This is a genomic window from Actinomadura sp. WAC 06369, from assembly GCF_003947565.1.
GTDB lineage: Bacteria > Actinomycetota > Actinomycetes > Streptosporangiales > Streptosporangiaceae > Spirillospora > Spirillospora rifamycini.
The window spans coordinates 1-314 of the sequence record NZ_QHJN01000442.1 but is presented as its reverse complement, the minus strand read 5'-3'; the positions used below and the strand labels follow the sequence as shown (position 1 = coordinate 314).

The window sequence follows — 314 nt, the reverse complement described above, 5'->3', positions numbered from 1 at the left end:
CCACCAGACCACGAGCACGACGATTCACCGCCAGCGCGTCCAAGAACGCGTTCGCCGCCGCATACCCGCCCAGACCGCCGCTTCCCCACACACCCGCGCCAGAGGAGAACAGCACGAACGCGTCCAGGTCCCGCCCCGCGGTCACCTCGTCCAGCACCGCCGCGCCACCGGCCTTCGCCGACAACAGCCCCGCCAGATCGGCCGGCTGCAAGTCCTCGACCGCAACACCGCTTCCGACACCCGCCGCGTGAACCACCGACGACAACCCCGGACCCGAACCGTCGATCCACCCGACCAGATCCTCGACCGCAGCA

General features: G+C 70.4%; 1 protein-coding gene. It reads right to left on the bottom strand.

Features of this window, described 5'->3' with window-relative positions; translation table 11 throughout:
- On the bottom strand, positions 1-314 hold a 314-nt coding region (locus tag DMH08_RS39865), incomplete at both ends, for a ketoreductase domain-containing protein (RefSeq protein WP_125621465.1).